Source organism: Streptomyces sp. CRN 30, from assembly GCF_034105845.1.
This window is the reverse complement of record NZ_JAVRHI010000480.1, coordinates 21,715-43,887: the sequence shown is the minus strand read 5'-3', so window position 1 is coordinate 43,887 and position 22,173 is coordinate 21,715. Positions and strand designations below refer to the sequence as shown.

Sequence of the window (22,173 nt, the reverse complement as noted above, 5' to 3'; positions counted from 1 at the left end):
GCCGCCGTCCGGGCCGCGGCCCGCGGTGGCGCCGCCGCCGCAGGCCGCGGCCCGCTCCCGGACACCGATCAGCCCGTGCCCGCCGTTCCCGGCCGCCGGGCCCCGTCCGTCGTCCGTCACCGTCACCGTCACCGTGTCCTCCCCCCACTCCAGCGCGACCGTCGCGCGGGCAGCGTACGCGTGCTTGACGGTGTTGGTGAGGGCCTCCTGGACGATCCTGTACACGGCGACGCCGGTGTCAGGGGCGAGCGCGCGCTCCGCGCCCGTCGTACGCAGCCCGACCCGGAGCCCCGTCGACTCGCCGACCCGCCGGACCAGTTCGGGCAGCGCGCCGACGTCCGGCTGCGGCACCCGGTGCGCCGACTCGTCGGGACGCTCGGCCCGCAGCACCCCGAGGATGCGTCTGAGCTGTCCCATCGCGTCCCGGCCGGTCCCCGCGATCGCGTCGAACGCGGCCTCCGCGCGCGCCGGATCACTGCGCACCACCACCGGCCCGGCCTCCGCCTGCACCACCATCAGACTGACCGCGTGGGCGACGACGTCGTGCATGTCGCGGGCGATCCGGGCGCGTTCCTGCGCCGCGGCCCGCGCGGTGTCGGCGGCCCGCTCGCGCTCCAGCCGCCGGGCACGGTCCTCCAGCGCGGCGGTGTACGCGCGCTGGGTGCGGGCGAGCATCCCCAGTGCGTAGGCGCACACCAGGCTCAGCAACTGGAAGGCGTACTCGAAGGGCTGCGCGTCCTCCTTGTGCTGCATGGTGAGGGCGCCCCCCGCCAGCCAGCCGTACAGGATCAGCCGCCGCTGCCAGGGCTGGCCGAGGGCGGCGATCGTGTAGAGGGCGACGAAACCGGCGTACATCAGGTCCGGCGGGGGAGCGTGGTACACGGCCTGCGAGGGGGTGGCCGCCGACACGGCGAGGGCCGTGCCGAACGGTGCCCGCCGCCGCCACACCAGCGGCACCGCCGTCGCCGCGCCGAGCAGCCAGCCCTGCCGGGTCAGCGGGTCGTCACCCTCGTCCGGGAAGATCCACTGCAACGACACCGCGAACAGCACGGCGGCGGCGAGCGCGGCGTCGACGACGTACGGGTTGGCGGCCCGCAGCCGCCCGACGAGCACGGCGAACGGGGCGGCCGGGGCGGCCGGTACAGGCGTGCTGTGCGGGGAGCGTGGGGACACGGCGGCTCCTCGGGTCGGGCCGGGAGGCCGTCCCAGTATCGCGGGGGAGGGGCGCGCGGTCCTCACCGGTGAGAGGGAGTTCCGGCCCCGTTCCCCCGCGGCCGCCAGCCCAGCGCCCGGGAGATCCCGCGCCCCGCGAGCCGGACCGCCGGGACGAGGGCCGGGACCCGGCCGTCGGCGTGCGGGACGACCACCGACACCGCCGCCGTCACCGTCCCGTCCGGTCCGCGCACCGGCGCGGCCACCGACACGGCGTCGTCGGTGACCTGCCGGTCGCTCACCGCGGTCCCCGTGCGCCGCACGTCGGCCAGTACCCGGCGCAGCAGTGCCGGGTCGGTGACCGTGTACGGGGTGAAGGCGGCCAACGGCCCCGCGCAGTACGCCTCCTGCGACCCGGCCGAGGAGTGCGCGAGCAGGACGAGTCCGACCCCGGTGGCGTGCAGCGGCCAGCGCCCGCCGACCCGGATGCGCACGCCGACCGCCGAACGCCCCGACAGCCACTCGACGTAGACGACCTCGCCGCCGTCCTCCACCGCGAGCTGCACGTTCTCGTGCGTCGCCTCGTACAGGTCCTCCAGGTACGGCAGCGCCACCTGCCGCAGGGCCAGGGCGCGCGGGGCGAGCGCCGCGACCTCCCAGAGCCGCAGCCCGATGTGGTACAGCCCGGACGCGTCGCGCTCCAGCGCGCCCCACGCCGTGAGCGCGCCGACCAGCCGGTGCGCGGTGGTCAGGGTGAGCCCCGCGCGGCGGCTGATGTCCGTGAGGCACAGCGCGGAGTGCTGGTGGTCGAAGGCACCGAGCACCGCCAGCAGCCGACCGGCGGAGGTACGGGCCAGGGCGACCATGCCGAGTAACCCTCCACGAACAGTCGAATACCAACCCACCCGAACCTAAACAACACGCCCAACCCCGGTCAACGAACGGAACATCATCCCCGCCCCTGAAAGGGGCGCGGGGAACGGCGCGACCAGCCCCCACGCACCCGCACGGCACATCGTGCCCTCGCAAGGGGCGCGGGGAACTGCGCGACCAGCCCCCACGCACCCGAGCGTGATCCCCTGCCGCGCCCCGGCATCACAGCACACCCCGCCCCGGGGCACCCCCGCATGCCATGATCGGCGACAGCAACCCACCCGGCCCCGAGCCGGCCCCGCACGAAAGGACCGCAGGCGTGAGGCTGACAATCCTGGGCGGCGGCGGCTTCCGCGTACCGCTCGTCCACGGCGCCCTGCTCGGCGACCGGGACGAACACCGCGTCACCGAGGTCGTCCTGCACGACCTGGACGCGGACCGGCTCACCGCGGTCACCCGGGTCCTGGCCGACCAGGCCGCCACCGTGCCCGACGCACCCCGGGTGACCGCCACCACCGACCTCGACGAGGCCCTCACCGGCGCCGCCTTCGTCTTCTCCGCGATCCGCGTCGGCGGCCTGGAGGGCCGCGCCGAGGACGAACGCGTCGCGCTCGCCGAGGGCGTCCTCGGCCAGGAGACCGTCGGCGCGGGCGGCATCGCCTACGGCCTGCGCACCGTACCCGTGGCCGTGGACATCGCGCGCCGCGTGGCCCGCCTCGCCCCCGACGCCTGGGTCATCAACTTCACCAACCCCGCCGGGCTCGTCACCGAGGCGATGTCCCGCCACCTCGGCGACCGCGTCATCGGCATCTGCGACTCGCCGGTCGGCCTCGGCCGCCGTATCGCGCGGGTGCTCGGCGCGGACCCGCGTGACGCGTTCGTCGACTACGTCGGGCTCAACCACCTCGGCTGGGTGCGCGGCCTGCGCGTCGCCGGCCGCGATCAGCTCCCTCGGCTGCTCGCCGACGACGCCCTGCTCGGCTCCTTCGAGGAGGGCCGCCTCTTCGGCACCGACTGGCTCCGCTCGCTCGGCGCGATCCCCAACGAGTACCTGCACTACTACTACTTCAACCGCGAGGCCGTGCACGCCTACCGGCACGCGGACCGGACCCGCGGCGCGTTCCTCCGCGACCAGCAGGCCGGTTTCTACGCCGAGGCACGGAACCCGGACGTCTCCGCGCTCGCCCTGTGGGACCGCACCCGCGCCGAGCGCGAGGCCACCTACATGTCCGAGAACCGCGAGGCGGCGGGCGCCGGCGAACGCGAGGCCGACGACCTCTCCGGCGGCTACGAGAAGGTCGCCCTCGCCCTGATGCGGGCCCTCGCCCGGGGCGAGCGCACCACCTTGATCCTCAACGTCCGCAACGGTCCGACGCTCGCCGCCCTCGACGCCGACGCCGTCATCGAGGTGCCCTGCCTGGTCGACGCGAGCGGAGCCCGCCCGGTCGCGGTGGACCCGCTGCCGGACCACGCCACGGGCCTGGTCTGCGCCGTGAAGGCCGTCGAACGCGAGGTCCTCGCCGCGGCCGAGTCGGGCTCCCGCGCCCGCGCGGTGGCCGCGTTCGCGCTGCACCCGCTCGTCGACTCGGTGAACGTCGCCCGCCGCCTGCTCGACGGCTACACCGCGGTCCACCCGGGCCTGGCCTACCTCAGGTAGCCCGTACGGGGCCCTTCCCATGAAGAATTAAGGAAGCGGCGAAGCCCCAGGTCACGCACACCGGCCGGGGAACGGTGCCCCCGGCCCGCCGCCCGCCGTACACCTCCCGTTCGCCGGCCGCCTCTGGGATGCGGCCAGCACGACGAGAAAGAGGTGGCACGGTGCGAGACCCGCGACTGTCCGCGATCGGCAAGGGACTGAGGCGCCGGGGGAGGCTGATGGCACAGGCCGTCAGCCCGCCGCGCCGGACCCCCGACACCGTCCCGGCGCCCCGCCCGCCGGTGGACTCCTACACCGCCCCGCCCGTGCCTCGCCTGGTCGAGTCCCCGGTCTTCGTCCTGTCCTCGGTGCGCTCCGGATCGACGCTGCTGCGGGTCCTGCTCAACAGCCACAGCCGTATCCGCGCCCCGCACGAGATGCATCTGCGTACCCTGCGGGTCCACCTCTCCCGGCCCTTCACCAGCAAGGCCATGCGTGCCCTGGAACTGGACCGGGAGGAACTCGAACACGTCCTGTGGGACCGGGTGCTCCACCTGGAACTGGTCCGCAGCGGCAAGGACCTCATCGTGGACAAGACCCCGGCCAACGCCCTGGTCTGGCCCCGGCTGAACCGCTGCTGGCCCGAGGCCCGCCGCATCGTCCTGCTGCGCCACCCCGGCGCGGTCGTCGCCTCCCTCACCGCCCGCCGCACCGCCCCGGACCCGGCCGCCGTCCGCGCCGAGGTCCTCGACTACGCCGAGCGGCTCGAGGAGGTACGGCGCGACCCGGCGGCGCTGGTGGTCAGGTACGAGGACCTCACCGCCGACCCGGAGCGGAGCACCCGCCGCGTGTGCGACTACCTGGGCGTGCCCTGGGAGTCCGGCATGCTCGACTACGGCAGCAAGGACCACGGCGCCTTCCGCCCCCAGCTCGGAGACTGGTCGGAGACCCTGAAGTCCGGCCGGGTCCGCCCGGCCCGCCCGCCCCGCCCGGACACCGACATCCCGCCCCGGCTGCGGGAACTCGCGCGGGCCTGGGGGTACGCCGAGTAGCCGGGTCGGGGGCCGGTGCCGCCGCGAGGGCGGTGGGTCACGTGTGCTGACCGGAGAACTTGGGGACGTGGCCCGCCGGGGCGGTGAGCGTCTCCGCCGGGTGCGGCGGAGCGGGGGCCGGGACGGCTGCCGTGGACGCCGGGGCAGGGACGGACGGCGCGGACGCCGAGGACGGCGCGGGCGGCGCGGGCGGTGCCGGTTCCGTGCGCTGGTGCGGCACGGTCAGCGGGCGGAGCGGGCGCGGCCCGGACACCACCGCGTAGTCCTGCCCGAGGAACGGCGGCACCAGCTCGCCCGGGTCGTCACCGAGTGCCAGCCGCACCGCCGCCCAGGGGGCGTTGATCCCGCACAGCGCGAGCTGGTGCAGCCCGCCCGCCGGACGGGTGTTGACGTCCATCAGCACGGGACGCTCGCCGAACATCCGGAACTGGATGTTGGAGAGGTGGTGCAGCCCGAAGCCCTCAGCGAGGCACCGTGCGGGCTCCAGCCACCGGTCGTCCAGGGTGAAGCCGCGACGGCGGCCGTTCTTGGTGCGGCCCACGGCCATCCGCACCCGGTTGTCGGTGCCGGTGAGGCAGTCCACCGACACCTCCGGCTCCTCCAGGCGCGGCATCACCAGCCAGTCGACCGGTTCGTCCGCCGCCCGGACCGCCGCGACGGCCAGGTCGAGCGGGACGTACGGGCTCGGGAAACCGGTCAGGTGGGTGAGGGAGAACGGCTTCCGGGTGATCACTCGGAAGCCGACCCCGCCCGCGCCAGAGGCAGGCTTGAAGCACGCCCGGTGCCCCGCCTCCTCCAACTCCTCGACGGCGGCCAGCAGTTCGTCGGCCGTCCGGACCCGCCACCACGGCGGTACGGGCACGCCGACCGCCTGCGCCGCCTCGTAGCCGATCACCTTGTCGGCGAAGACGGCCACCGCCTCGGGCGGCGGGGCGAGCAGCGCCGTACCGGCCGCCTCGAACTCCGCGCGGTGCGCGACGACCGCCGTCTGGTGCAGCCGGGGCACGAACACGTCGATGCCGCGCCGCCGGCACTGGTCGAGCGCGAACTCGACGTACGCCGCCGGGGACAGGGCCTCCGGCTCCAGCTCGGCGGTGTCGGCGGCGGCCAGGACGGGGGAGTCCGGGTCGCCGTGCGTGGCATGGATCTCGACGGCCCGGTCGGCGGGATTTCTCCGCAGCTGATCCATGAAGAACACGTTCTCCGCGTACGTGCGGTTGAGCCAGACGCGTACGCGAGAGACCATGCAGGCCGCCTTTCACGGTAGGCGGGCAGGGCACAGCCGGCCGTGCCCGGCCAGGGAGAAGAAGGGACACCGGACCGCTCCGCGCGGGGGGAGAGCCGTGGGCGGTCGTGTTGGGGCGATCATAGGGGGTGGCGGGCGGCCCCGTGCAACGCGCGTGTTAAGCCTTGCCGACGGCCGGCGGCCCGGCGGCCGCGTCCCCGCCGGGGCGGGTCTTGTCGCCCCGGTCCACCGTGTGATCTCTTGGGGACGGGCGCGCCCGCGGGCGGGACGCCGGAGCGTGCGGAGGGGGAGGCGAGCGGTGACGTCGACGACCGGTGGCGCCGGACGGCTGTGGGCCGTCAGCGACCTGCACATCGGCTACCGGGAGAACCGGGCCCTGGTCGAGGCCATGCGCCCCGTCTCCGACGAGGACTGGCTGTTGGTCGCCGGGGACGTCGCGGAGACCGTCGCCGACATCCGCTGGGCGCTCGGCACCCTCGCCGGCCGCTTCCGCCGCGTCGTCTGGGCCCCCGGCAACCACGAGCTGTGGACCCATCCGAAGGACCCCGTCACCCTGCGCGGCACCGAGCGCTACGACCACCTCGTCGCCGTCTGCCGCGAACTGGGCGTGACGACACCCGAGGACCCCTACCCGGTCTGGGACGGCCCCGGCGGCCCGGCGGCCGTCGCCCCGCTCTTCCTGCTCTACGACTACTCGTTCCTCCCCGACGGCTGCGCGACCAAGGACGAGGGACTGCGGTACGCGCACGGCACCGGCATCGTCTGCAACGACGAGTACCTGCTGCACCCCGACCCCTATCCCAGCCGCGAGGCGTGGTGCCGGGCCCGGGTCGCCGCGACCGAGGCACGGCTCGCGGCGCTGCCGGAGGACCTGCCGACCGTCCTCGTCAACCACTATCCGCTGGACCGCCACCCCACCGAGGTCCTGTGGTACCCGGAGTTCGCCATGTGGTGCGGCACCGCGCTGACCGCCGACTGGCACCGCAGGTTCCGCGTCGACACCATGGTCTACGGCCATCTGCACATTCCCCGGACCACCCGGCACGAGGGCGTCCGCTTCGAGGAGGTGTCCCTGGGCTACCCCCGGGAATGGCGCAAGCGGTCGGCGCGGCCGGGGCAGTTGCGGCTCATCCGCGGAGACGCGCTCCCGGGCACGGGCGACCAGACCAGGGAGGGCGGGTTCCGGTGATCGACGGGACGAGGGAGGGCCGGTTCCGGTGATCGAGGACGTACTGCCGGGGTCCGTGGCCGCCGAGGAGGCGTACGGTCACGGCACCGCCGGGCACACGCCGCTCCACCCCGAGGAGGAGCCGCTGGTGGCCCGCGCGGTGCCCAAGCGGCGCCGCGAGTTCACCGTCGTACGCTCCTGCGCCCGGCGGGCCATGGAACGCCTCGGGGTGCCCGCGCAGCCCGTCCTCAACGGCGAGCGGGGCGCGCCGCGCTGGCCCGACGGACTGGTCGGCAGCATGACCCACTGCGACGGCTACTGCGCCGCCGCGCTGGTCCGCGCCACCGACCTGGCGTCCCTCGGCATCGACGCCGAGCCGGACGCGCCGCTGCCCGAGGGGGTGCTGTCCGTCGTGGCACTGCCCTCGGAGACCGACCGGCTCCGGCGCCTCGCCGCGGAGCGGCCCCACGTGCACTGGGAACGGCTGCTGTTCAGCGCCAAGGAGTCCGTCTACAAGGCGTGGTTCCCCCTCACCGGGCAGTGGCTCGACTTCTCCGAGGCGGACATCGAGATCACCGAGGACCCCGACGCGAAGGGCCGCGGCGCCTTCCGCGCGGAACTCCTCGTCCCCGGGCCCACGGTGGGGGGCCGCCGGCTGACCGGCTTCGACGGCCGCTGGGCGGCTCGCGACGGCCTCCTCGTCACCGCGGTCGCGGTCCCGCCGCCGGCCCGCCCCTGAGCCGTCCCGGCGCACCGGGTCAGGGCTCCGGACACCAACTGGCCAGCAGCCGGAACAGCGCCTCCTCGTTGCCGGTCAGGCCCGCCTCCCGCAGGGCCCGTTCGGCCTCGGCGAGGACGGACGGGGGGACGACCGGGGCCGCCGGGCCCGCGGCCGTGTCGAAGGCCGCCCGCACCGTGTGCAGCAGGCGGAGATAGGCCTGGACGGCGGCGCGTTCCCGGTCGGTCAGCACGGCGGTGGTGGTCATCGGTCGGCTCTCCCCACGTCGGTGTCGGAACGCCGCCCGTGCGACGCCCACCGCACCAGCTTGCCGCCACCCACTGACAATCCGGCCGAACCACCCGCCCGTGGCGGACGAAAGAGGAGAACCCGCCCGGCCCGGACACCCCGGCCCGGACACCCCGGGACGGCCCTTGAATCGGCGCGGACAGCCCCTGGACGGTCCCGGACCCGGCTCGCACAGCCCCCCGCGTTCAGCCCGGATACCCCAGCGACGCCTCGATCCGCCCGGCCAGGTGGTCGCGTTGGACCGGCCCCCGCAGGGACGCCCCCGCCAGCCGGGTCCGGCACTTGCTGGCGAGGAGCAGGCCGAAGCTCTCCGCCTCCCGTTCGTCGGCCAGGTCGAAGCGGGACCGGGCGGCCACCGCGCGGACCGTGGCCCGCAGCGCGTCCTCGTCGACGTACCAGGCGTCCCCGGGCGTCCGGAGATCCTCGCCGCCTCCGCCCAGCAGCCGGGCCGCCGCCGTCACGCCCTCCGTGACGTGCCCCCGGTGCCCGGCCTTCATGTGCCACAGCTCGTGCCCGAGGATCACCAACTGGTGCTCGGGCGCCGTGCGCTCCTCGACCACCACGAGGTCCCGGTCGGCCATGTCGAGCCACAGCCCGCTGGCCGTCCCCGGCGGGAACGCCGCCGTGCGGAACAGCACCGGCCGCCCCCGGCGCCGGCTCATCGCCTCGCACAGCGCGGCGTACAGGTCGGCGGGCGGCGCCGGGACCTCCAGCGCCAGCTCCGCGACCAGCCTGCCGCACAGCCTGCGCATCTCCCTACCGATGCCCACCGATTCCCCCCAGGCTCACGACTCGGGCCGCTTCACGCTCTCCAGGAGCATGTCCAGCCACTCGGCGACCTTGTCCCGGTGCTGGTCGGTGGGCAACTGTGCGGCCCGCCAGGCGATCCCGCGGACGCCGTGGTCCTGGAGCAGCCGCTCCAGGGGGTCGGCGGCCGCCTCGGCCGCCTGCCGCTCACGGTCGGCGAGCTGTTGCAGCAGCTCCTGCTCGGTGTGTTGCAGGGCGTCGGCGAGCGCCTCGGAGTCCTCCGCGGTGAAGAACCCTGCGTGCACCCGGAAGAAGCGCTGGAGGGCGTCGCAGTGCTCCATGGTGGGCCGCCGGTCGCCGTTGATGAGGGCGCCCGCCTGCTGCCGCGACATCCCGGCGCCGTCGGCGATCTCCTGCTGGGTGTAGCGCCGCCCGTTGGGCTTGAGGCGGGTACGGCGCAGCAGGTCGAGGCGCTGCACGAACCGCGCCTGCACATCGGGTTCCCCCGCCGGACGGCCGCCGAGCAGCGCCTTGACCACGGACTCGGGGACCCCGGAGGCGGCGGAGAGCCGGCCGGTGTCGAAGACCTCGGCGTGCGCGACGCCGAGCCGGTCGGCGAGCGCGGTGACACGGGGGAGCACGGACGGCAGTGCCGCGGTCCGCGTGGTGCCCGCACCCTCGAAGCCACCCGTCACCGACAGCTCTCCTACATCTCTCACCGGACCCACAGGCTTCTCACAAGCGGTTGCCGTGAACTTCCCGGAGAGTAGCCCCCGTTCGAACTCACATCCAGGCGTCGCCACAACTGTGGCCAATTTCAGCCGTCAACCGTCATGAAATGCCACGATAGTTGACATGCCTCGCGCCGGACAGCAGGATCGGTGCGCCGCGTGAAGGCCGCATAGGCAAGAGGGGTGACCTCCCGATGGCATTTCAGGCAGGCGGGCAGCGGTCGGCACCGCGGCCCGCCCCCGCGACTCCCGAGGCCCAGGCGTACCTGGAGGACTACGCCGCGCTCCTGGACGCCGTCCCCCATCCCTCGTTCGTCGTCGACCACCGCTGGGACGTCGTGCTGGCCAACGGCGCGTTCCGGTCACTTTTCCGCGAGACAGGCCCCCACCCCACCGCCATGCCCGGGGACAACTTCCTGCGCTACGTGCTCTTCCACCCGGACGCCGCCGAGGTCCTCGGCGAGCACGAGTCGCTCTGGTGCCTGCCGATGCTGGCCCACTTCGCCTCCGTGGTGGAGCGCCACGGTCACGACCACGGCGTCCAGGCGATCCGGCGCGACATCGCCCAGGACCCGATCATGGACGCCGCCTACCGGCAGGGGCTGCCGCACTGGATCCGCGCGGTCGGCGAGGGCGCCGTGGAGCACGACGGCGCCGTACGGCCGCTGCGCCACCCCGACGCGGTACGGGGCGCCCTCGACTGCCGCGTGGTGGTCGAGACCTCCCGGCACCTGGAGGAGCTGGGGTACCGGCGGCTGACGCTGGTGCTGCGCGAACGCCGGCGCCCCGCGTCCCGGCCGCGCCGCACCCGTACCGGCGCCACCCACCTGCGCGTGGTCCCAGCGGCCGACTGACGCGCCTCTACGCCGTCACGCACACCGCGTTACGCAAACTGCTTTCATTTCTTGCGCTATTCTTGCGGCCATGACGCGACGACTTGCTGAGGTGGCGAAGAAGGTCGGGGTCAGCGAGGCCACGGTCAGCCGGGTGCTCAACGGCAAGCCCGGGGTCTCCCAGGCCACCCGGCAGGCGGTCCTCTCCGCCCTGGACGTGCTCGGCTACGAACGGCCCACCCAGCTGCGCGGCGAACGCGCCCGGCTCGTCGGCCTGGTCCTGCCCGAGCTGCAGAACCCGATCTTCCCGGCCTTCGCCGAGGTCATCGGCGGCGCGCTGGCCCAGCTCGGCCTCACCCCGGTGCTCTGCACCCAGACCAAGGGCGGCGTCTCCGAGGCCGACTACGTCGATCTGCTGCTCCAGCAGCAGGTCTCCGGCGTCGTCTTCGCCGGCGGACTGTACGCCCAGGCCGACGCCCCGCACGAGCACTACGAGCGGCTCGCCGACCGCAAGATCCCGGTGGTGCTGGTCAACGCGGCCATCCCGCACCTCGGTTTCCCCGGCGTCTCCTGCGACGACGCGGTGGCCCTCGAACACGCCTGGCGGCACCTCTCCTCCCTCGGCCACGAGCGGATCGGCCTGGTGCTCGGCCCCGCCGACCACATGCCCTCGGGCCGCAAGCTGGCCGCCGCGCGGGCCGTCGGCGAGATCCCCGACGAGTACGTGGGCCGGGCCATGTTCTCCATCGAGGGCGGCCACGCCGCCGCCTCCCGGCTCATCGACCGCGGCGTCACCGGCTTCATCTGCGCCAGCGACATCCTCGCCCTCGGCGTCGTACGGGCCGCGCGGCGCAAGGAGCTGAACGTCCCCGGACGCGTCTCGGTGGTCGGCTACGACGACTCCGCGCTGATGAACTGCACCGAACCCCCGCTGACCACCGTCCGGCAGCCCATCGAGGCCATGGGCCGGGCGGTCGTGGAACTGCTGAACGCGCAGATCAACGGCCAGGCGGTGGCCGCCGAGGAACTGCTCTTCGAGCCCGAGCTGGTGGTCCGCGGCTCCACGGCGCAAGCACCGCGGAGCTGATCGCCGCAGAGATCCACACTGCTGTCAAATAATTACAGAGTCTGCGTGACATCTTGCGCCCTGCTGTTGCCGGTGCTTGAGTGTGCGGCGCCCACCGCTCCTGTCCTGAGGGGTTACTCCGATGTCACGCACGGGATTTCGCCGTACTCGCCGTACTCGCCGTACCTTCGCCGCGTTGAGCGTCTGTTCGCTCGCCCTCGCCGTCTCCGCCTGCGGCGGGTCGGACGACGACTCAGCCAGCGGCAAGACCCGCATCACGGTCAACTGCATGCCGCCCAAGAGCGCCAAGGTCGACCGCGGCTTCTTCGAGGAGGACGTCGCCGCCTTCGAGAAGGCCAACCCGGACATCGACGTCGTCCCGCACGACGCGTTCCCCTGCCAGGACCCCAAGACCTTCGACGCCAAGCTCGCCGGCGGGCAGATGGAGGACGTCTTCTACACGTACTTCACCGACGCGGCGCACGTCGTCGACATCGACCAGGCCGCGGACCTCACCCCGTACCTGAAGGAACTCAAGAGCTACGACACCCTCCAGCAGCAGCTGCGGGACATCTACACCGTTGACGGCAAGGTCTACGGCATCCCCCGCACCGGCTACTCGATGGGCCTCATCTACAACAAGGCGCTCTTCGAGAAGGCCGGCCTCGATCCCGACAAGCCCCCGGCCACCTGGGACGAGGTCCGCACCGCCGCCAAGAAGATCGCCGGACTCGGCGGCGGCACCGTCGGGTACGCCGACTACAGCGCCCAGAACCAGGGCGGCTGGCACTTCACCGCCGAGCTGTACTCCCAGGGCGGCGACGTCGTCAGCGCCGACGGCGAGAAGGCCACCGTGAACACCCCGCAGGGCAGGGCCGTCCTCCAGTCCCTGCACGACATGCGCTGGACCGACAGGTCCATGGGCAGCAAGCAGCTCCTCGTCATCAACGACGTCCAGCAGATGATGGGCACCGGCAAGCTCGGCATGTACCTCGCCGCCCCCGACAACATCCCGATCCTGGTCAAGGAGAAGGGCGGGAACTACCAGGACCTCGCCCTCGCCCCCATGCCCGGCGGCCAGGCAACCCTCATCGGCGGCGACGGCTACATGTTCAACAAGAAGGCCGGCCCCGAGCAGATCCGGGCCGGCCTGAAGTGGCTCGACCACATGTTCCTCACCCCCGGAAAGGGCTTCCTCGGCGACTACGCCCGCGCCAAGAGCACCGACAGCCCCGTCGGCCTGCCCGAGCCGCGGCTCTTCACCGGCGCCGCCGACGCCGAGGACCAGAAGGTCAAGAAGGCCAACGCCAACGTCCCGGTGGAGAACTACCAGCCCTTCCTCGACGGCAACCAGCGGCTGGAGTTGAAGATCGAGCCGCCGAACGCCCAGCAGATCTACTCCGTCCTCGACGGGGTCGTCTCCGCCGTCCTCACCAAGGAGGACGCCGACATCGACCAGCTCCTGAAGGACGCCTCCGGCAAGATCGACAGCATTCTGGCCCGGGGCTGACCGGCGATGAAGACGGCTGAACGCCCGGCCGAGGCCGTGCGCGTCCGTCCGGTGCAGGCGCCGCCCCGCCGGAAGATCCCCGGGCGGCGCCGCCTCGCCGAACAGGGCCGCGCCTACACCTTCCTCCTCGGCGGACTGATCTGCTTCGCCCTGTTCTCCTGGTACCCGGCGCTCCGCGCGATCGTCATCGCCTTCCAGAAGTACACCCCCGGCACCGACCCGGAGTGGGTCGGCACCGACAACTTCACCCGGGTCTTGAAGGACCCCGAGTTCGCCGACGCCTGGCGCAACACCCTCACCTTCACGGTGCTCGCCCTGCTCATCGGCTTCGCCGTCCCCTTCGTCCTCGCCCTCGTCCTCAACGAACTCCGCCACGCCAAGGCGTTCTTCCGGGTGGTCGTCTACCTGCCGGTGATGATCCCGCCGGTGGTCAGCGCCCTGCTGTGGAAGTGGTTCTACGACCCGGGCGCCGGCCTCGCCAACGAGGCGCTGCGCTTCCTCCACCTGCCGACCTCGAACTGGTCCAACGGCGCCGACACCGCCCTGGTCTCCCTCGTCCTTGTCGCCACCTGGGCCAACCTCGGCGGCACCGTCCTGATCTACCTCGCCGCCCTCCAGTCCATCCCCGGCGAGCTGTACGAGGCGGCCGAACTGGACGGCGCGAACCTCCTGCAACGCGTCCGGCACGTCACGGTCCCGCAGACCCGGTTCGTGATCCTGATGCTGATGCTCCTCCAGATCATCGCCACCATGCAGGTCTTCACCGAACCGTTCGTGATCACCGGCGGCGGCCCGGAGAACGCCACGGTCACCGTCCTCTACCTCATCTACAAGTACGCCTTCCTCTACAACGACTTCGGCGGCGCCTGTGCGCTGAGCGTCATGCTCCTGCTGCTGCTCGGCCTGTTCTCCGCTCTCTACCTCCGGCTCACCCGCTCCGACGGGGAGGACGCATGAGCTCCACCCGCACCCTCGTCTCCCCGGCCGTCCTGGCCCGCCCGCGCGGCAGGGCCGCCTACTGGGCCGTGTTCACCGGGGTCGTCCTGCTCTTCGCGCTCGCCTTCCTCTTCCCCGTCTACTGGATGGTCACGGGCGCCATGAAGTCCCCGGACGAGGTGGCCCGCACCCCGCCCACCCTGGTCCCCGAGGAGTGGCACGTCTCCACCTTCTCGGAGACCTGGGAGCTGATGCGGCTCCCCACCCACCTGTGGAACACGGTGGTGCAGGCGGCCGGCGCCTGGATCTTCCAGATCGTGCTCTGCACGGCCGCCGCGTACGCCCTGTCCAAGCTGAGGCCCGCCTTCGGCAACGTGGTCCTCGCCGGCATCCTCGCCACCCTGATGGTCCCCGCCCAGGCCCTCGTCGTCCCCAAGTACCTCACCGTCGCCGACCTCGGCCTGCTCAACGACCCCCTCGCCATCTGGCTCCCGGCCGTCGCCAACGCCTTCAACCTCTACCTGCTCAAGCGGTTCTTCGACCAGATACCCAGGGACGTGCTGGAGGCCGCCGAGATCGACGGCGCCGGGAAGCTGCGCGTCCTCGTCTCCATCGTGCTGCCCATGTCCCGGCCGGTCCTCGGCGTCGTCTCCATCTTCGCGCTGGTCGCCGTCTGGCAGGACTTCCTCTGGCCGCTGATGGTCTTCTCCGACACCGACAAGCAGCCGATCAGCGTCGCGCTCGTGCAGCTCGCCCAGAACATCCCGCTGACCGTGCTGATCGCCGCCATGGTGATCGCCAGCATTCCGATGGTCGCGCTGTTCCTCGTCTTCCAGCGGCACATCATCGCCGGGATCAGCGCGGGCAGCACCAAGGGCTGACGCCCTCCCCCCCCTCGTAGAAAGGCACGCACCGTGGGACAGCCCACCCCTGCCCGAAACACCTCCGACTGGTGGCGCTCGGGCGTCATCTACCAGGTGTACGTCCGCAGCTTCGCCGACGGCGACGGCGACGGCACCGGTGACCTCGCGGGTGTCCGGGCACGACTGCCCTACCTTGCCGACCTCGGCGTGGACGCGCTGTGGTTCACCCCCTGGTACCTGTCCCCGATGAAGGACGGCGGCTACGACGTCGCCGACTACCGCGCGATCGACCCGTCCTTCGGCACCCTCGCCGAGGCCGAGAAACTGATCGCCGAGGCCCGTGAGCTGGGCATCCGCACCATCGTCGACGTCGTACCCAACCACGTCTCCGACCAGCACCCGTGGTTCCGCGCGGCGCTCGCGGGCGGCCCCGAACGGGACCTGTTCCACTTCCGCCCGGGGCGCGGCGAGCACGGCGAACTGCCGCCGAACGACTGGACCTCCGAGTTCGGCGGCACCGCCTGGACCCGGCTCCCCGACGGCGACTGGTACCTCCACCTCTTCGCCCCCGAACAGCCCGACCTCAACTGGGCCCACCCGGCCGTCCGCCAGGAGCACGAGGACATCCTGCGGTTCTGGTTCGAACGCGGTGTCGCCGGCGTCCGGATCGACTCCGCCGCGCTGCTCTGCAAGGACCCCGCGCTGCCGGACTTCACCGAGGGCCGCGACCCGCACCCGTACGTCGACCGCGACGAACTCCACGACGTCTACCGCTCCTGGCGCGCGATCGCCGACGAGTACGGCGGTGTCTTCGTCGGCGAGGTGTGGCTCCCCGACACCGAGCGCTTCGCCCGCTATCTGCGCCCCGACGAACTGCACACCGCGTTCAACTTCTCCTATCTGACCTGCCCCTGGGACGCGGCCCGACTGCGCGCCTCCATCGACGACACGCTCGCCGAGCACGCGCCCGTCGGGGCGCCCGCCACGTGGGTGCTGTGCAACCACGACGTCACCCGTACGGTCACGCGGTACGGGCGCGCCGGTGACACCGGGTTCGACTTCGCCAGCAAGGTGTTCGGCACCCCCACCGATCTCGCGCTCGGGACCCGGCGGGCCCGCGCGGCGGCACTGCTCTCCCTGGCGCTGCCGGGCGCCGTCTACATGTACCAGGGCGAGGAACTGGGGCTGCCGGAGGCCGAGATCCCGCTCGACCGGATCGAGGACCCCATGCACGCGCGGTCGGGCGGCGTCGACCCCGGCCGGGACGGCTGCCGGGTGCCGCTGCCGTGGGCGGCGGGGGAACCGTACGCCGGGTTCGGGTCCCGGCAGGAGCCGTGGCTGCCCCAGCCGGCGGGATGGGACGCGTACGCGGCGGACGCGCAGGCCGGCGACCCGGCCTCGATGCTGGCGCTGTACCGCGAGGCGATCCGGCTGCGTCCCGTGTTCGGGGACGGGCCGCTGCGGTGGCTGCCCGCGCCCGAGGGCGTGCTGGCCTTCGGCCGGGGCGACGCCGTCGTGGTGGTGAACCTCTCCGACGCGGCCGTCGGGCTCCCTCCGCACGAGCGGGTGCTGCTCGGCAGCGGTGCGCTCGATCCCGACGGTCGGCTGCCGACGGACACGGCGGTGTGGCTGGCGTAGTCCGTTCGTCCGTCCGTTCGTCGCGGCTTGTCGCGCAGTTCCCCGCGCCCCTTTCGGGCGCGCTTCCCCTGACCCCCATTCGAAAGGGAACCGCACATGTATCTGCTCAGATCCCGGCTGTCGGCCGGTGCCGTGGCCGTCGCCCTCGGTGCCGGCACCCTCGTCGCCCTCTCCACCGGCACCGCGCGGGCCGCCGCCGGCGCCACCCTGCCTTTCACCTCCGTCGAGGCCGAGGCGTCGGCCACCGGCGGCACGAAGATCGGACCCGACTACACCCAGGGCACCCTCGCCTCAGAGGCATCCGGACGGCAGGCCGTGCGGCTGAACGCCGGGCAGCGGGTCGAGTTCACCGTGGAGCGCGCCGCCAACGCCCTGAACGTCGCCTACAGCGTCCCCGACGGACAGTCCGGGTCGCTCAACGTCTACGTCAACGGTCAGAAGCTCGCGAAGACCATCCCCGTCACCTCCAAGTACTCCTACGTCGACACGCCCTGGATCGCCGGCGCCAAGACCCACCACCTGTACTCCAACGCCCGTCTGCTGCTCGGGCAGAACGTCCAGGCCGGGGACAAGGTCGCCGTCGAGGCGGCGGACGTGCAGGTCACCGTGGACGTCGCCGACTTCGAGCAGGTCGCCGCGGCCGCCACGAAGCCCTCCGGGGCCGTCTCCGTCACCGACAAGGGGGCCGACCCCAGCGGCCAGGGCGACTCCACCCAGGCGTTCCGCGACGCCATCTCCGCCGCGCGGGGCGGCACGGTGTGGATACCGCCGGGGGAGTACCGGATCACCTCCTCCCTGAACGGAGTGCAGGACGTCACCGTGCAGGGGGCCGGGCACTGGCACTCGGTCGTGCGCGGGTCCCGCTTCATCGACCAGCAGTCTTCCTCGGGAGGCGTCCACCTCAAGGACTTCGCGGTCATCGGTGAGGTCATCGAGCGGGACGACTCCAGTCCCGACAACTTCGTCAACGGCTCGCTCGGGCCGGACAGTTCCGTGTCGGGGATGTGGCTCCAGCACCTCAAGGTGGGGCTCTGGCTCACCGGGAACAACGACAACCTCGTCGTCGAGAACAACCGGATCATCGACACCACCGCCGACGGCCTCAACCTCAACGGCGGCGCGAGGAACGTCACCGTGCGCAACAACTTCCTGCGCAACCAGGGCGACGACTCCCTCGCCATGTGGTCGCTGAACTCCCCCGACGTGGGCAGCACCTTCGAGAACAACACCATCAGCCAGCCCAACCTCGCCAACGGCATAGCCGTCTACGGCGGCACCGACATCACGGTGCGCGACAACCTGATCTCCGACACCAACGCCCTCGGCAGCGGCATAGCCATCTCCAACCAGAAGTTCCTCGACCCCTTCCACCCCCTCGCCGGCACCATCACGGTCGACGGCAACACCCTGGTCCGCACGGGCGCCATGAACCCCAACTGGGGCCACCCCATGGGGGCGCTGCGCGTCGACTCCTACGACAGCGCCGTCGAGGCCCAGGTGAGGATCACGGACACGACGGTGACCGACAGTCCGTACAGCGCCTTCGAGTTCGTCTCCGGCAGCGGGCGCGGGTTCGCGGCGAGGAACGTCACCGTCGACGGCGCCACCGTCAGCAAGGTCGGCACGGTCGTCGTCCAGGCCGAGACCCAGGGCGCCGTCACCTTCAAGAACGTCAAGGCCACCGGGGTCGGCTCCGCGGGTGTCTACAACTGCCCCTACCCGACCGGCTCCGGGACCTTCGCCCTCACCGACGGCGGCGGCAACTCAGGGTGGGCGAGCATGTGGGAGGACTGCTCCACCTGGCCGCAGCCCGGCCAGGGCAACCCCGACCCCGACCCCGGCCGCAACCTCGCCGCGGGCCGTTCCGTCACCGCCACCGGTTCCCAGGACGTCTACACCCCCGGCAAGGCGGTCGACGGCGACGCCAACAGCTACTGGGAGTCGGCGAACAACGCCTTCCCGCAGTCCCTCACCGTCGACCTGGGATCGGCGCAGGCCGTGCGCCGCGTGGTGCTGAAGCTGCCGCCGTCCGCCGCGTGGGGCGCCCGCACCCAGACCCTCACCGTGCAGGGCAGCACCGACGGGTCGAGTTACACCACCCTCGCCGCGTCGCAGGGGTACCGGTTCGACCCGGCCACCGGGAACACGGTGACCGTCCCCGTCAGCGGCACCACCCGCTACCTGCGGCTGCACGTCACCGGCAACACCGGCTGGCCGGCGGCCCAGTTCAGTGAGGTGGAGGCGTATCTTTCGTGAGTTCCGGGTGAGACGCCCCGCGCTTCGCCGCCTGGATCTGCTCGTACACATGGGTCCGCAGCTCGGTGAAGCGCGGGGCGGCGCGGGTGTGCACCTGGTCGCGTTCGGCCGGCAGGTCGACCTTCAGCTGCTCGCGCACCACCGTCGGGGAGGCGGACAGCACGACGACCCGTTCGCCCAGGTAGACCGCCTCGTCGATGTCGTGGGTGACGAAGAGGACCGTGATGCCGCGCTCCCGCCACAGACGCCGGACCAGGTCCTCCAGGTCGGCGCGGGTCTGCGCGTCCACCGCCGCGAACGGCTCGTCCATCAGCAGCACCTCCGGCTCGTAGGCGAGAGCCCGCGCGATGGCCACCCGCTGCTGCATCCCGCCGGAGAGCTGCCAGGGATAGGCGCCCGCCGCGTCCGCGAGACCCACCGAGTCCAGGGCGTCCGCGACCAGCTCGCGGCGCCGGGAACGGCTCATGTCCTTCTGCTTCAGCGGCAGTTCGACGTTGTCACCGACCCGCATCCACGGGAAGAGACTGCGGCCGTACTCCTGGAAGACGAACGCCATCCCGGGCGGCGGCCCGTGCACCGCGCGGCCGTTCAGCGCCACCTCGCCGCCCGTCGGGGCGAGCAGCCCGCCCACACACTTCAGCAGCGTCGTCTTGCCGCACCCCGAGGGCCCCACCAGACAGACCAGTTCACCGGCCTCGACGGTGAACGTCAGATCGCGCACCGCCTCGATCCGGCGCCCGGATCCCTCGTACACCTTCCGCAGGCCGCGTACGTCGAGCATGGAACGCCCTTTCCGGAGCTTGGCTCCGCAACGTGGCTCAGGACCGCCGGGAGGCGGCGCGCGAACCGTGGTACCAGCCGAGCACCCGCCGCTCGACCAGCCGGAAGAGGACCGACAGCACGAACCCCAGCAGACCGAGCAGCAGGATGCCGGTCCACATGTCGGGGATCGCGAACGAGCGCTGGAACTGCACGACGGTGAACCCGAGACCGTTGCTCGCGGCGAACATCTCGCTGATCACCATCAGGATGATGCCGATGGACAGGGCCTGGCGCAGCCCCGCGAAGATCTGCGGGCTCGCCGAGGGCAGGACCAGGGCACGCAGCCGCGCCGGGCCCGCGATCCCGTACGAGCGGGCCGTCTCCGTCATCACCTGGTCGACGGCGCGGACCCCCTCGACGGTGTTGAGCAGCACCGGCCAGACACAGCCCGCCGCGATCACCACGATCTTCATCGTGTCGCCGATCCCCGCGAACAGCATGATCACCGGCACCAGTACGGGCGGCGGCACCGCCCGCAGGAACTCCAGGACCGGTTCGCACACCGCCCGCACCCGCCGGTAGGAGCCGATCACCGTGCCGAGCGCGACGCCCACGACGGCCGCCAGGGCGTACCCCGACGCCAGCCGCCACAGGCTCGGCCAGACGTCGCCGCGCAGCCGGTCCGCCGTCCACACGTCCGGGAACGCCGACAGGATGGTCCGCAGCGGCGGCCAGTACACATCGGTGCTGTCGTCCGACGCCACCCACCACAGAGCCACCAGCAGCGCGGGCAGCGCCACCACGAACACCAGCCGCAGCAGGACGTTCCTCACACCGCCACCTCCCCGCGCACCGACTGGTGCCAGGCCAGCGCCCGCCGCTCCACCGTCCGGGCCCCGACGTTGATCAGCAGCCCGAGCAGACCGGCCACCACGACCAGCGCGTACATCTCCGGCACCGCCTGCGAGCTCTGCGCGACCGCGATCCGGGCACCGAGCCCCGGCGCGCCGATGACGAGTTCGGCGGTGATCGCGAGGATCAGCGCGACGGCCGCGGCGAGCCGCACCCCGGTCATCACGTACGGCAGCGCGGTCGGCCACAGCACGTGCCGGACCCGCGCCCACGCCCCCAGACCGTACGACCGCGCCGTCTCCTCCGCCACCGGGTCGACGTCCTGGACGCCGTACAGGGTCTGGATCAGCACCTGCCAGAAGGAGGCGTAGACGACGAGGAGCAGCACCGAGCGGAGTCCGGTGCCGTAGAGGAGGACGGCCAGGGGGATCAGCGCCACCGACGGGATCGGGCGGAGGAACTCGACGGTGGAGGAGGTCGCCTCGCGCAGGTACGGCACCACCGACAGGACGACTCCGGCGACGATCCCGGCGGCGACGGCGATCGCCAGACCGAGCGCCCAGCCGGTGAGGGTGTCACCGAGGGCGGTCCAGAAGGCGGTGTCCCCGGCCTCGGTGACCAGGGCGTCGGCGACGCTGCTGGTCGGCGGGAAGTAGTCCCGTTCGACCAGGCCGAGCCGCGGCACCGCCTCGCCGAGGACGAGGAAGGCCGCGAGTCCGGCCGCGCCCAGCGCGGCGTTGGCTCCTCTCACGGCAGCAGCGCGTCCAGGTCGGGCTCCTGCTTGAACAGGCCGCCCTCCTGGCCCTGCCGGGCCAGTTCCTCGATGGAGGCGCGGTTCGGATCGGCCGGCCACTTGGGCAGGGTGACCTTCGCCAGCACGTCCGCGGGGATCTTGGTGTACGTGGTGACGATGGAGCGGACCTCGTCGGGGTGGCTGTCGGCGTAGGCGAGGGACTCGGCGGTGGCCTCCTGGAACTTCTTCACCACGTCCGGGTGTTCCTCCGTGTACCGCGTGGAGGCGAAGTACATGGCGACGGTGAGCTTCGGCGCGATGTCGACCATGGAGGAGGCGATCTCCCGGCCGCCCTGGCTCTTGATGGTGGCGAGCGCCGGTTCGACGACCATCGCCGCGTCGATCTGCCCGCCGTCGAGTGCGGCCGGCATCTGGTCGAAGGCCATCTCGACGAAGTTCACCTTGTCGGGGTCGCCGCCGGCCTTGGTCACCGAGGCCCGTACGGCGGTCTCGTTGATGTTCTTCAGCGTGTTGATGGCGACCTTCTTGCCCTCCAGCTCCTTCGCCGACTTCACCGGGCTGTCGCCCTTGACGGTGAGCGCGCCGAAGTCCTTGCCCTGGACGCCGGTCGAGGCGATGCCGTTGGCGACCGCCTTCACGGGGACGTCGTTGGACTCGGCGATCATCAGCGAGGTCATGTTGGAGAAGCCGAACTGGAACTGGCCGCTCGTCACTCCGGGCACGATCGCGGCGCCGCCCTGCGCGAGGGTCGGGGACAGCTTCAGCCCGTGCTTCTCGTAGAAGCCCTTCTTCTGGCCCAGATAGAGGGGAGCGACGTCGACGATGGGGATGAGGCCGACCTTGACGGTGGTGACCCCGCCGGAGGAGTCGGCCTCGTCCGACCCCCCGGAGTCGGAGGAGCCGCAGGCCACCGTGGTGACCAGGACGGATACGGCGGTGAGACCGATGAGCAGACGACGCATGACTCCCCCTGTGGAAGTTTGTGCGCGAACAGCACGACCGTGCTGACCGGGAACGTAGGGCTCAGGGGAAGTAATGGTCAATGCCCGTGCAGTCACGAAGTGTTGACAT

General features: G+C 72.3%; 21 protein-coding genes. 11 read left to right on the top strand and 10 right to left on the bottom strand.

Annotated elements, in window-relative coordinates:
• Together UW392_RS54330 and UW392_RS54325 are read right to left on the bottom strand one after the other, a co-directional pair.
• Positions 1-1,173 (bottom strand): sensor histidine kinase (locus UW392_RS54330; protein WP_320782880.1); only part of this gene is annotated, 1,173 nt, incomplete at its 3' end.
• Between the two features lie 62 nt (positions 1,174-1,235).
• Positions 1,236-2,018 (bottom strand): IclR family transcriptional regulator, encoded by a 783-nt coding sequence (locus UW392_RS54325; RefSeq protein WP_320782879.1) that lies wholly within the window; start codon positions 2,016-2,018, stop codon positions 1,236-1,238.
• 326 nt (positions 2,019-2,344) lie between these two features.
• On the opposite strand from UW392_RS54325, the gene UW392_RS54320 reads away from it, so the two are divergent.
• On the top strand, positions 2,345-3,682 hold the full coding sequence (locus UW392_RS54320) for a 6-phospho-beta-glucosidase (RefSeq protein ID WP_320782878.1): 1,338 nt from the start codon (positions 2,345-2,347) through the stop codon (positions 3,680-3,682).
• Between the two features lie 218 nt (positions 3,683-3,900).
• Positions 3,901-4,713, top strand: a complete 813-nt coding sequence (locus tag UW392_RS54315) for a sulfotransferase (protein WP_320782877.1) — start codon at positions 3,901-3,903, stop codon at positions 4,711-4,713.
• 37 nt (positions 4,714-4,750) lie between these two features.
• Here UW392_RS54315 and UW392_RS54310 read toward each other — a convergent pair whose 3' ends face one another.
• Positions 4,751-5,959: an ATP-grasp domain-containing protein gene (locus UW392_RS54310; protein ID WP_320782876.1), complete on the bottom strand. Its 1,209-nt coding sequence runs from the start codon at positions 5,957-5,959 to the stop codon at positions 4,751-4,753.
• 298 nt (positions 5,960-6,257) lie between these two features.
• Here UW392_RS54310 and UW392_RS54305 point away from each other — a divergent pair, with 298 nt between their 5' ends.
• Positions 6,258-7,148, top strand: coding sequence for a metallophosphoesterase (locus tag UW392_RS54305; RefSeq protein WP_320782875.1), 891 nt, complete (start codon positions 6,258-6,260; stop codon positions 7,146-7,148).
• Between the two features lie 28 nt (positions 7,149-7,176).
• Positions 7,177-7,866, top strand: coding sequence for a 4'-phosphopantetheinyl transferase family protein (locus UW392_RS54300; RefSeq protein ID WP_320782874.1), 690 nt, complete (start codon positions 7,177-7,179; stop codon positions 7,864-7,866).
• A gap of 19 nt (positions 7,867-7,885) precedes the next feature.
• Here UW392_RS54300 and UW392_RS54295 read toward each other — a convergent pair whose 3' ends face one another.
• From UW392_RS54295 to UW392_RS54285, 3 genes are all read right to left on the bottom strand, one after another.
• Positions 7,886-8,113: a hypothetical protein gene (locus tag UW392_RS54295; protein ID WP_320782873.1), complete on the bottom strand. Its 228-nt coding sequence runs from the start codon at positions 8,111-8,113 to the stop codon at positions 7,886-7,888.
• Between the two features lie 226 nt (positions 8,114-8,339).
• The gene (locus tag UW392_RS54290; RefSeq protein ID WP_320782883.1) at positions 8,340-8,906 is read right to left on the bottom strand and encodes a toxin-antitoxin system, toxin component; all 567 of its coding nucleotides are present in this window, start codon (positions 8,904-8,906) and stop codon (positions 8,340-8,342) included.
• 33 nt (positions 8,907-8,939) lie between these two features.
• A complete protein-coding gene (locus UW392_RS54285; protein ID WP_320782882.1) occupies positions 8,940-9,596 on the bottom strand; it encodes a helix-turn-helix transcriptional regulator in 657 nt (218 codons plus the stop codon).
• 230 nt (positions 9,597-9,826) lie between these two features.
• Between UW392_RS54285 and UW392_RS54280 the strand changes: the two genes are divergently transcribed.
• The 7 genes from UW392_RS54280 (at position 9,827) to UW392_RS54250 (ending at position 18,734) form a co-directional block, all read left to right on the top strand.
• Positions 9,827-10,486, top strand: a complete 660-nt coding sequence (locus tag UW392_RS54280) for a hypothetical protein (protein ID WP_320782872.1) — start codon at positions 9,827-9,829, stop codon at positions 10,484-10,486.
• 70 nt (positions 10,487-10,556) lie between these two features.
• Positions 10,557-11,552, top strand: coding sequence for a LacI family DNA-binding transcriptional regulator (locus tag UW392_RS54275; protein WP_320782871.1), 996 nt, complete (start codon positions 10,557-10,559; stop codon positions 11,550-11,552).
• Between the two features lie 121 nt (positions 11,553-11,673).
• Positions 11,674-13,041, top strand: coding sequence for a sugar ABC transporter substrate-binding protein (locus UW392_RS54270; RefSeq protein WP_320782870.1), 1,368 nt, complete (start codon positions 11,674-11,676; stop codon positions 13,039-13,041).
• A 6-nt stretch (positions 13,042-13,047) separates the two neighbouring features.
• On the top strand, positions 13,048-13,998 hold the full coding sequence (locus UW392_RS54265; RefSeq protein WP_320782869.1) for a sugar ABC transporter permease: 951 nt from the start codon (positions 13,048-13,050) through the stop codon (positions 13,996-13,998).
• Positions 13,995-14,858 carry a carbohydrate ABC transporter permease gene (locus tag UW392_RS54260; protein ID WP_320782868.1) on the top strand — a complete coding sequence of 288 codons (864 nt, stop codon included), beginning with the start codon at positions 13,995-13,997 and terminating at the stop codon, positions 14,856-14,858. Before UW392_RS54265 ends, UW392_RS54260 begins: the two co-directional genes overlap by 4 nt.
• Before the next feature lie 33 nt (positions 14,859-14,891).
• Complete coding sequence (locus tag UW392_RS54255; RefSeq protein ID WP_320782867.1) at positions 14,892-16,478, top strand: alpha-amylase family glycosyl hydrolase; 1,587 nt, start codon at positions 14,892-14,894, stop codon at positions 16,476-16,478.
• 96 nt (positions 16,479-16,574) lie between these two features.
• Positions 16,575-18,734 (top strand): discoidin domain-containing protein, encoded by a 2,160-nt coding sequence (locus UW392_RS54250; RefSeq protein ID WP_320782866.1) that lies wholly within the window; start codon positions 16,575-16,577, stop codon positions 18,732-18,734.
• Here UW392_RS54250 and UW392_RS54245 read toward each other — a convergent pair.
• From UW392_RS54245 to UW392_RS54230, 4 genes are read right to left on the bottom strand one after another with little or no spacing between them, the layout of a single operon-like run.
• Positions 18,706-19,515 carry an ABC transporter ATP-binding protein gene (locus UW392_RS54245; protein WP_320782865.1) on the bottom strand — a complete coding sequence of 270 codons (810 nt, stop codon included), beginning with the start codon at positions 19,513-19,515 and terminating at the stop codon, positions 18,706-18,708. The two genes, UW392_RS54250 and UW392_RS54245, sit on opposite strands and share 29 nt — an antisense overlap.
• Before the next feature lie 37 nt (positions 19,516-19,552).
• Positions 19,553-20,329 (bottom strand): ABC transporter permease, encoded by a 777-nt coding sequence (locus UW392_RS54240; RefSeq protein WP_320782864.1) that lies wholly within the window; start codon positions 20,327-20,329, stop codon positions 19,553-19,555.
• Positions 20,326-21,099 (bottom strand): ABC transporter permease, encoded by a 774-nt coding sequence (locus UW392_RS54235; RefSeq protein WP_320782863.1) that lies wholly within the window; start codon positions 21,097-21,099, stop codon positions 20,326-20,328. Before UW392_RS54235 ends, UW392_RS54240 begins: the two co-directional genes overlap by 4 nt.
• Positions 21,096-22,064 (bottom strand): ABC transporter substrate-binding protein, encoded by a 969-nt coding sequence (locus UW392_RS54230; protein WP_320782862.1) that lies wholly within the window; start codon positions 22,062-22,064, stop codon positions 21,096-21,098. Before UW392_RS54230 ends, UW392_RS54235 begins: the two co-directional genes overlap by 4 nt.
• Positions 22,065-22,173: the final 109 nt, after the last annotated feature.

Bases quoted from the DNA above. Each gene is read 5' to 3' on its own strand.
- UW392_RS54275 (WP_320782871.1), top strand. From the start codon at position 10,557: ATGACGCGACGACTTGCTGAGGTGGCGAAGAAGGTCGGGGTCAGCGAG.
- UW392_RS54280 (WP_320782872.1), top strand. From the start codon at position 9,827: ATGGCATTTCAGGCAGGCGGGCAGCGGTCGGCACCGCGGCCCGCCCCC.
- UW392_RS54230 (WP_320782862.1), bottom strand. From the start codon at position 22,064: ATGCGTCGTCTGCTCATCGGTCTCACCGCCGTATCCGTCCTGGTCACC.
- UW392_RS54310 (WP_320782876.1), bottom strand. From the start codon at position 5,959: ATGGTCTCTCGCGTACGCGTCTGGCTCAACCGCACGTACGCGGAGAAC.
- UW392_RS54295 (WP_320782873.1), bottom strand. From the start codon at position 8,113: ATGACCACCACCGCCGTGCTGACCGACCGGGAACGCGCCGCCGTCCAG.
- UW392_RS54260 (WP_320782868.1), top strand. From the start codon at position 13,995: ATGAGCTCCACCCGCACCCTCGTCTCCCCGGCCGTCCTGGCCCGCCCG.
- UW392_RS54270 (WP_320782870.1), top strand. From the start codon at position 11,674: ATGTCACGCACGGGATTTCGCCGTACTCGCCGTACTCGCCGTACCTTC.
- UW392_RS54290 (WP_320782883.1), bottom strand. From the start codon at position 8,906: ATGCGCAGGCTGTGCGGCAGGCTGGTCGCGGAGCTGGCGCTGGAGGTC.
- UW392_RS54250 (WP_320782866.1), top strand. From the start codon at position 16,575: ATGTATCTGCTCAGATCCCGGCTGTCGGCCGGTGCCGTGGCCGTCGCC.
- UW392_RS54315 (WP_320782877.1), top strand. From the start codon at position 3,901: ATGGCACAGGCCGTCAGCCCGCCGCGCCGGACCCCCGACACCGTCCCG.
- UW392_RS54325 (WP_320782879.1), bottom strand. From the start codon at position 2,018: ATGGTCGCCCTGGCCCGTACCTCCGCCGGTCGGCTGCTGGCGGTGCTC.
- UW392_RS54245 (WP_320782865.1), bottom strand. From the start codon at position 19,515: ATGCTCGACGTACGCGGCCTGCGGAAGGTGTACGAGGGATCCGGGCGC.
- UW392_RS54265 (WP_320782869.1), top strand. From the start codon at position 13,048: ATGAAGACGGCTGAACGCCCGGCCGAGGCCGTGCGCGTCCGTCCGGTG.